The organism is Pantoea sp. B65 (assembly GCF_047308185.1).
GTDB lineage: Bacteria > Pseudomonadota > Gammaproteobacteria > Enterobacterales > Enterobacteriaceae > Erwinia.
In genome coordinates, this window is record NZ_JAHXPU010000009.1 from 50,144 (window position 1) to 58,266 (window position 8,123).

The 8,123-nt window shown below is 45.8% G+C and carries 5 protein-coding genes and 2 pseudogenes; 4 read left to right on the forward strand and 3 right to left on the reverse strand.

From position 1 onward, the window contains the following. Genes JWF83_RS00785 through JWF83_RS00795 form a run of 3 tightly spaced genes read right to left on the reverse strand, consistent with a single transcriptional unit; the run spans position 1 to position 3,511 of the window. On the reverse strand, positions 1–156 hold the full coding sequence (locus JWF83_RS00785) for a hypothetical protein (RefSeq protein ID WP_413648000.1): 156 nt from the start codon (positions 154–156) through the stop codon (positions 1–3). Then, complete coding sequence (locus JWF83_RS00790) at positions 153–1,538, reverse strand: restriction endonuclease subunit S (protein WP_413648001.1); 1,386 nt, start codon at positions 1,536–1,538, stop codon at positions 153–155. Before JWF83_RS00790 ends, JWF83_RS00785 begins: the two co-directional genes overlap by 4 nt. Beyond that, the gene (locus JWF83_RS00795) at positions 1,535–3,511 is read right to left on the reverse strand and encodes a type I restriction-modification system subunit M (RefSeq protein WP_413648002.1); all 1,977 of its coding nucleotides are present in this window, start codon (positions 3,509–3,511) and stop codon (positions 1,535–1,537) included. The genes JWF83_RS00790 and JWF83_RS00795 overlap by 4 nt, the downstream gene beginning before the upstream one ends. 497 nt (positions 3,512–4,008) lie before the next feature. Between JWF83_RS00795 and JWF83_RS00800 the strand changes: the two are divergent. The 4 genes and pseudogenes from JWF83_RS00800 to JWF83_RS00815 all read left to right on the forward strand — a co-directional run bounded on the left by JWF83_RS00800 (position 4,009) and on the right by JWF83_RS00815 (position 8,103). Continuing rightward, positions 4,009–5,289: pseudogene (locus JWF83_RS00800) on the forward strand (tyrosine-type recombinase/integrase). Between the two features lie 97 nt (positions 5,290–5,386). Beyond that, complete coding sequence (locus tag JWF83_RS00805) at positions 5,387–6,286, forward strand: J domain-containing protein (protein ID WP_413648003.1); 900 nt, start codon at positions 5,387–5,389, stop codon at positions 6,284–6,286. Between the two features lie 100 nt (positions 6,287–6,386). Then, positions 6,387–6,913, forward strand: a pseudogene (locus JWF83_RS00810) (transposase); the annotation flags it as partial. Positions 6,914–6,982: 69 nt separating this feature from the next. Continuing rightward, a protein-coding gene (locus tag JWF83_RS00815) for an IS3 family transposase (protein WP_413647867.1) occupies positions 6,983–8,103 on the forward strand; the annotation gives its coding sequence in 2 pieces (ribosomal slippage) (positions 6,983–7,241 and positions 7,241–8,103; 1,122 coding nt in all). Positions 8,104–8,123 lie beyond the last annotated feature (20 nt).

The following is an 8,123-nucleotide window of genomic DNA, read 5'->3' on the forward strand; positions in this document are numbered from 1 at the left end:
TCAATATGTGGCATTCCACTCCCGGCATAATTCGATACGGTATACTTCCATCTTCTGCTCGATAAGGGCCTGCAACTGCTTTTCAACCACTGCCGCCTTGCTTTCCAGTTCAGCCACGCCTTGCGGGCTATAACGAAATAGCTTGATATCACTCATGCAGCCACCTCGCCAGGCTGGGTCCATCCCCGTAGGTCAATCTTTCCTGTCACGGCTGCGGATATTAGGGCGGTGCGACGATCCCTCAGTTGTGTAACCATGTACTCGGATCGTTCAATGAGTTTTCCAAACCGCAGTTTCTTTTCCTTTACATAGTTAACAATTCGTAACTGTTCATCCAAAGGCGGTTCAGGAAGCGGATATGCTTTAATATCGCTACATGTTATCGCCGCTTTGGTACTTCCCCATCCCTCAGACTCAAACCTGATCTTCTGGTACTGACTTTCTAGCCACAAAAGCAAATAGTCTGGCAGAACATTGCAAGATGTAACCGTCATGAATGACAGATGCTGACTAAGCGTTGCTTCAATAAAGGTGATGGCAACCGACCCGCGAGTTTTCCCCTCGCCAGTAATAGCCATAACTATGCTACCAGCAGGAACTATTGGTAAACTACATGCACTCAAGGCGGTTTTAGTCACAAACTGATCTGCGGCCACAATTTCCAAATCGTTAACCTTGCTGCTATTCAACCAAGGATAAGTTCCTTCAGACCAGTATTCCGGCTTATCTCTACTGGGAGTACAGCCATTTCCAATTTGGCAACACCATCCAATTCGAGTAGATGACCAATGCTCCGGCACCTGTCCAAGCCACTCGACGCCGGACTCTTTCATAGGGGCATCGGGGTTAATACCCTTGGTGACAGCGTGGGAGATTACCGCCTGCCGCTTCTCTTTGAGCAGTTCAATCAGCCGCTGCTGCTGGGCAATCAGCCGGTCAATCCGGGCGGTTTCATAGTCGAGAAAGGCGGCAATGGTGCGTTGTAATAATAATGTTGGAGCTACGAATTGAAGGTTAGATATATCCCCCATACCTAAATTAGCTTGAGTGTTAGAGTTGCTTTTTATTTGGCACTGGTACTGCAACAGTAATGACTGAAAACAGTAATAAAGGAATCGACTGTCATATTTGTTAGGATTAACACGTATAACAGCAAGAGGTGACCACACATTAAACTCTTGGTCAGTTGTAACATGGGCGATTTTTCCAACAGATGCAGCTTTACCAAGCAGGAGATCACCACGTTTAGGTAAACACTTTTTGGCAAATCGCTTATGGTCTTCCTTGGAAATATATCTACATCCATCAAACACCAACTGGTTGTTTTGAATTGAGTCTACAGACATAAATGGTACACCTTGATCAATAAATACAGGTGTTTCATGAGGTCCGTCTGTAATAGTTCTTTCAAGTGCGTACTTTAACGTAAGTTTATCCCAGTCGACAGGAATCCCTCTAAGCCACGCAATCCCTGATTCCTTATATTCAAGATACGGCTGGTATTTATCCATGACTTCCACTTGTTCCAAAGTGCTCATGAATGCACCTCCGCCAGCAGTTGCATAATCTCACGGGCGACGGCATCAAGATCGGCATCGATGGTCGCCAAGTCACGAGGTGGCTGGTACTGGTAAAAGTGGCGGTTAAAGGGAATTTCATAACCGACAATTCCTATTTGGCCGTCCAGCGGGTCAGTCTTAGCGGTATCAATCCACGCGTCCGGTACATGGGGCAGAACTTCACGTTTTAAATACTCATGGATATCCTCGCCGAGTGGAACATTCTCGTTATCCCGCAGGTCAGGATTGGCCTCTGGTACACCTTTGGTTTTGCACACCTCAGCGGCATCATCTTGTTCTGCCAGATTACTGACCAACAGCTTAAAGGCAGTAACAGGTAATTTTACGTCCCCCAGAGCTTTAGTGAATTGCTTCTTAAACTTGTCACGAGAGAGCAGCTTATCTTCGGTAAAGCTCGCCAGTGCTGCCAGAATAGCCGCTTGCAGGGTGCCATCGAGTTTAGCCCAGCCCTTATCGGCTTGCAGGCTCGCCAGTCGTTCAGCATCATGCAGGTAGAACGCCAGTTTCAGCGGTCGCTCAACGGTCAGACGGCGATAACCAAAGGCAGTGGTCGGAAAAATCTTGGCGATAGGACTTTCTTCGTAACGGCTATAGAGGCTGACAATTTCAGCCAGTGCCTCATCGCTTAGCCGTTTACGCTTACTCCCTAGGGATTTACGCATCGGGGTGTGCATATCGCTGGCATTAATCAGCAGTACCTTACCCTTACGTTCTGCTGGCTTGTGATTCGATAGCACCCAGATATAGGTTGCGATACCGGTGTTGTAGAACATATCGGTGGGCAGGGCTACAAGAGCATCGAGCAGATCGTGCTCCAGAATATAGCGGCGGATCTCACTCTCACCACTGCCAGCAGAACCAGTAAAGAGCGGCGAGCCATTGAGGATGATGCCGATACGTGAGCCCACACAGTCATCGCTTGGCTGTTGCATTTTAGAGATGAGGTGCATCAGGAACAGCAGTGAACCATCGGACACACGGGGCAGTCCGGGCCCGAAACGTCCATTGAAGCCCTGAGTGTCAGCTTCGGTCCGCACCTGCTTTTCGACCTTCTTCCAGTCCACGCCGAAAGGGGGGTTCGACAAGCAATAGTCGAAGCGATTGAACCGCAACTGGTCATCAGAGAGCGTATTACCGAGTTTAATATTGCTGATATCCTGCCCCTTTATCAGCATATCGGCTTTACAGATAGCGTAGGACTCAGGATTGAGCTCCTGGCCGAAGGTGGCAAGACGGGCAGCCGGGTTCAGTTCATGCAGGTATTCCATCCCGCAGGACAGAAAACCGCCTGTACCCGCCGTTGGGTCATAGATGGAGCGGACGATACCGGGCTTGGTCAGAGCCTCATCATCTCCGGCGAAGACCAGAGAAGTCGTCAGACGTACAATATCACGGGGGGTAAAGTGTTCCCCAGCCGTCTCGTTCGAACTTTCCGCAAAGCGGCGGATTAATTCCTCAAACACCAGACCCATATGGTAGTTATCGACCGCTTCAGGGGAGAGGTCAACGGTAGCAAAAGAGCGGACCACCTTATAAAGCAGGTCGGCGTCTTCCAGCAGTGTGATACTGCTATCGAAGCCGAAGTGTTCGAATATCTCACGGGCATCCTTCGAGAAGGCCCGCACGTAGGCGTCCAGGTTATCACCAACGTGAGTCTCACCCAGCTTACCCAACTCTAACGGAGAGCTGTTATAGAAGGCTTGTCCGGCTGCATTAAGCAACAATTTCTCTTTCGCTATATCTGGAAGGGCCTTCGTGCTTTCGACCGTAGCCAGCACCTGGGTCTTGGTCAGAGCAAGCACACATTCGAGCCGACGAAGTATGGTAAAAGGCAGGATGATGCGACCATACTGGGATTGCTTGAAATCACCGCGAAGAAGATCGGCAACGGACCAGATAAGACTGGCAAGAGAAGAGATATTAGTTGTCATTAGGCTTACTACTGAAAGGAAAAGATTAACGCCAAGGATACCTCGTGAACACGTTGATGAACAAGAAATCAGGCCACCAAGTGTGAACCGTTGTCGGTGAAGCTGATCGTTATAACCTGGCGTTAAAATATGAAAGGATTCACAAAAAGGCCAAAACATCTTAGCCAGGCCGATCAATTTACCACCCGGAACAATTGAGAGTGGTACAAAATGGTGGTACATTCGGAATCGAAGCGTAAAGGTAACTTACTGTTATTGGGTGATTTCGTCGTCGTAGAAACGAATCCTTGGTTCGATTCCGAGTCCGGGCACCACTCATTTAGAAACGGACGTCTACTGACGTCCGTTTTGCTTTATAAAGTCAACAAGTTATTCCCTCCTGGTTGTCTACTACTGTCCGTTAAAATCTACTGCCAGCGCCCCCCTATTTGTTGGTAAGAATGTTGGTAATCTCAGTTCGATGGAATTTTTACCAACATTTGCACAGGAGGCTTGCTATGCGCTTAACTGATATTGCTGTAAAAAACGCTAAGCCTTCCGACAAACAGATCAAGCTATCAGATGGTAAGGGGCTTTATCTGCTGGTACATCCGAATGGTTCCAAATACTGGCAAGCTGCTTACCGCTTCGATGGTAAACAAAAAGTCTTCTCAATTGGCACCTACCCTTCTGTATCGCTCTCAGAAGCTCGTACAAGCCTCTTAGCGATGAAATCTCTGTTAGCCAATGGTGTTGACCCGTTGCAGCAAAAAAAGGCTGTAAAAGCTGAGGAGCGCGGAGATTTTACGTTTGAGGCTGTGGCGCGGGATTGGCACAAAAAAATGTCTGTCAGTGAGCGGTGGATACCTCAACACAGCGAACGGATTCTAAACAGTCTTATCAATCATCTTTTCCCGGCTCTTGGCTCAAGAGATATTACGAAACTAACCACTCGTGATCTGCTTCTTCCTCTGCGTAAAATTGAGGCCAAAGGTCAGCACGAAACAGCTTCATGTCTGAAACAGCGTATTACCGCTATCATGCGTTATGCTGTCCAAGAAGATATGATTACCCATAATCCCGCTAATGAACTTGGCAGCACATTAATTACACCTAAAAGAACGCATTACCCAGCGCTTGAACTTGAGCAGATACCTGATCTTTTGAGTCGTATAGATGCGTATAAAGGCCGTAGACTCACTGTATTAGCTTTAAAACTCACTTTATTAGTTTTCATTCGGTCGAGTGAACTACGCTTTGCCAGATGGCCTGAAATAGATTTTAAAAATGCCTTATGGGTTATTCCGCAAGAAAGAGACGAGATCGAGGACGTTAGATTTTCTGAACGAGGTTCTAAAATGCGTATATCTCATTATGTGCCATTAAGTCATCAGTCAATTGAAATATTAAAAGAGCTAAAAGAGATTAGTTATGATATTAGCAATGGTGAGGGTTTGATATTTATCGGCTGTCATAATTATCGTAAACCAATGAGCGAAAATACGGTTAATAAAGCATTGCGACTTATGGGCTATGACACTCAAAAGGATATATGAGGACACGGTTTCCGCTCGATGGCTTGTAGTAGCTTAGTTGAATCAGGTATATGGACTGAAGACGCTATAGAAAGACAAATGAGCCACAAAGAGAAAAATAACGCTCGAGCGGCTTATACTCACAAAGCAAAACATATTATGCAACGTAGATTTATGCTTCAATGGTGGGCTGATTATTTGGATGCGAATAAAGATAAACATATCATGCCTTTTGAATTTTCAATGAAGAAATCTCATAAATAACTTTTTAGATCATATGGTTATGTGATTGTAATGGAAAAGATCACATAACTTATGATATAAAGAATCATATCGCTTTATAAATATAGATTAAAAAAAAATGAGAACACATTACGATAATCTAAAAGTTTCAAAAGATGCTCCAATAGAGGTAATACAAGCAGCTTATCGTTCATTGGCGAAAAAATATCATCCAGATGTAAATAAAGATAATCCTGATGCTGCCAGAATAATGAAAATTATTAACTCATCATATGAGATTTTAAGTGACCCGCAAAAAAGAAAGGAGCATGACTCTTGGATTATAAAAGAAACATGGAGAGAAAGAGCTGAAGCAACATTAAAACAGAACGCACCAACACCAACACAAGAAGTGAAAAAGGATAAAAAATCATTAATAACCAAAATAATTGATCTTATATTTTCTATATTTTCATTACTAAGGTTAGGGTTGGGTTTCTGTGTTATAGGGTTTGTTGTATACGCAATAATAAGCGGTATATATAAAACATCCGTTAGCTTAACGGATAGTAAAAATGATAACACACAGATTACCGCACCATCAAAACCAAAAAATTTAATTAACAGCATAAATGTATGTGATTCATCTATACAAAATATAAAATGGCCTGTTTCTTCAACTATCTTCAATCAAAAAGATCGACGCAATGGATTATCATCTCTAACATTAGATAACACCCAAAACAATGAAGACATATATGTTAGATTCACATTTGAAGAAGATAAAAACACTTCAAAATTCTTACGAGATGTTTTTATACCAGCAGGCAATTATGCTGTCCTCGAAAAAATCCCAGTAGGAATATATAGAGTTAAAACTCAAAATACAAAAACTGGATGCGTTCAAATATCTGAACCAATAACTATGATTGAAAGAAAAACCGCAACAGGAATAGAATATAGTGATAATTCGTTAACTTTTTATCCTGTAATTAATGGCAATACACATTTTTCAACATTACCTGCATCACAGTTTTAAAATACTAAAATTACTGTAGGTGGGGTTGTAGTCCCCCCTGAATTTAGTCTTACTGCTTGTTAGAGTTCTCTGGTTAAAATACAACCAAAGGAGGCTCATCATGAAGAAAGCGCGTTTCACTGAAACTCAGATCCTGCGAGTTCTAAAAGAAGTTGAAGGGGGTCGGCATGTTAAGGATGTGTGCCGCGAAAACGGCGTGTCGGAAGCCAGCTATTACAACTGGAAATCTAAATACGGCGGTATGGAGTCCTCTGATATCAAACGAATGAAAGAGCTGGAAGAGGAAAACCGCCGATTAAAGCAGATGTATGCCTCCCTGAGCTTAGATCATGAAATTCTTAAGGATATTGTTTCAAAAAAACTTTAGCGGTGCCCGAAAAGCGTGAGTGGGTGCGTTACGTCATGACGGAACATCAGACCAGCGAACGACGCGGGTGCCGGATTATTGGTATAAGTCGAAGCCTGTTGCATTATTCCCCGAACACGGCACGGGATCTGCCCGTGGTCGGGGCACTGCAAAAATTGGCGCATCAGTATCCGGCTTATGGTTTTGGCCTCATGTTCAATAAGTTACGCCAGGCAGGATTACTGTGGAATGCAAAACGGGTTTACCGGATCTACCGATTGACCTGCTCCCCGTTGATTAATACACCGCGATGTTAGTAATGTCTTCATAAGTCACATGAGGACATCCCCATGAAGAAACGATTTTCCGACGAACAGATCATCAGTATTCTCCGCGAGGCCGAAGCCGGGGTTTCGGCCCGGGAACTCTGCCGCAAGCATGCTATTTCAGACGCTACCTTCTACACCTGGCGCAAGAAGTTTGGCGGCATGGAAGTCCCCGAAGTGAAGCGGCTCAAGTCACTTGAAGAGGAGAATGCCCGCCTCAAGAAGCTGCTCGCTGAAGCCATGCTGGATAAGGAGGCGCTTCAGGTGGCTCTGGGCCGAAAGTTCTGACGACAGACCAGAAGCGGGAAGCCGTGGAAGTCATGTGTGAGACAACGGGTCTGTCGCAACGCCGTGCCTGCAGGCTGGCTGGTCTGTCCCTTTCAACCTGCCGTTATTCGGCTCAGCGTCCGGCTGCTGACGCGCAGCTATCTCTGCGTATCACAGAGCTGGCACTTGAACGTCGCCGGTTTGGTTACCGGCGCATCTGGCAGTTATTGCGTCGGGAGGGCATTCACGTCAACCACAAGCGGGTTTACCGCATCTATCATCTTAACGGTCTGGGTGTAAAACGCAGGCGACGCCGTAAGGGTCTGGCGACTGAGCGGCTTCCGCTTCTCCGCCCGGATGCGCCGAACCTGACATGGTCGATGGATTTTGTCATGGATGCACTTGCCAGCGGCCGCCGGATTAAGTGCCTGACCTGCGTGGATGATTTCACGAAGGAGTGTCTGACGATCACCGCTGCTTTCGGTATTTCAGGCGTTCAGGTCGCGCGTATTCTGGACGGCATCGCGCTGTTTCGTGGCTATCCGGCAACGATAAGAACCGATCAGGGCCCGGAGTTTACCTGCCGTGCGCTCGATCAGTGGGCTTTTGAGCATGGCGTAGAACTGCGACTCATCCAGCCGGGTAAGCCAACACAGAACGGGTTTATTGAGAGTTTTAACGGACGCTTTCGCGATGAATGTCTGAATGAGCACTGGTTCAGCGATATTCTTCATGCCCGGAAAATCATTAGTGACTGGCGGCAGGACTATAACGAGTCCAGACCTCATTCATCGCTGAATTACCAGACGCCGTTTGAATTTGCAGCATGCTGGCGAAACGGGAAACATGAAGAAAAACCAACCGACATTACTAACTGAAGGTTGTATCTAATACTGGG

Coding starts and splice junctions, on each gene's coding strand:
- JWF83_RS00805 (WP_413648003.1), top strand. CDS start 5,387: ATGAGAACACATTACGATAATCTAAAAGTTTCAAAAGATGCTCCAATA.
- JWF83_RS00785 (WP_413648000.1), bottom strand. CDS start 156: ATGAGTGATATCAAGCTATTTCGTTATAGCCCGCAAGGCGTGGCTGAA.
- JWF83_RS00795 (WP_413648002.1), bottom strand. CDS start 3,511: ATGACAACTAATATCTCTTCTCTTGCCAGTCTTATCTGGTCCGTTGCC.
- JWF83_RS00790 (WP_413648001.1), bottom strand. CDS start 1,538: ATGAGCACTTTGGAACAAGTGGAAGTCATGGATAAATACCAGCCGTAT.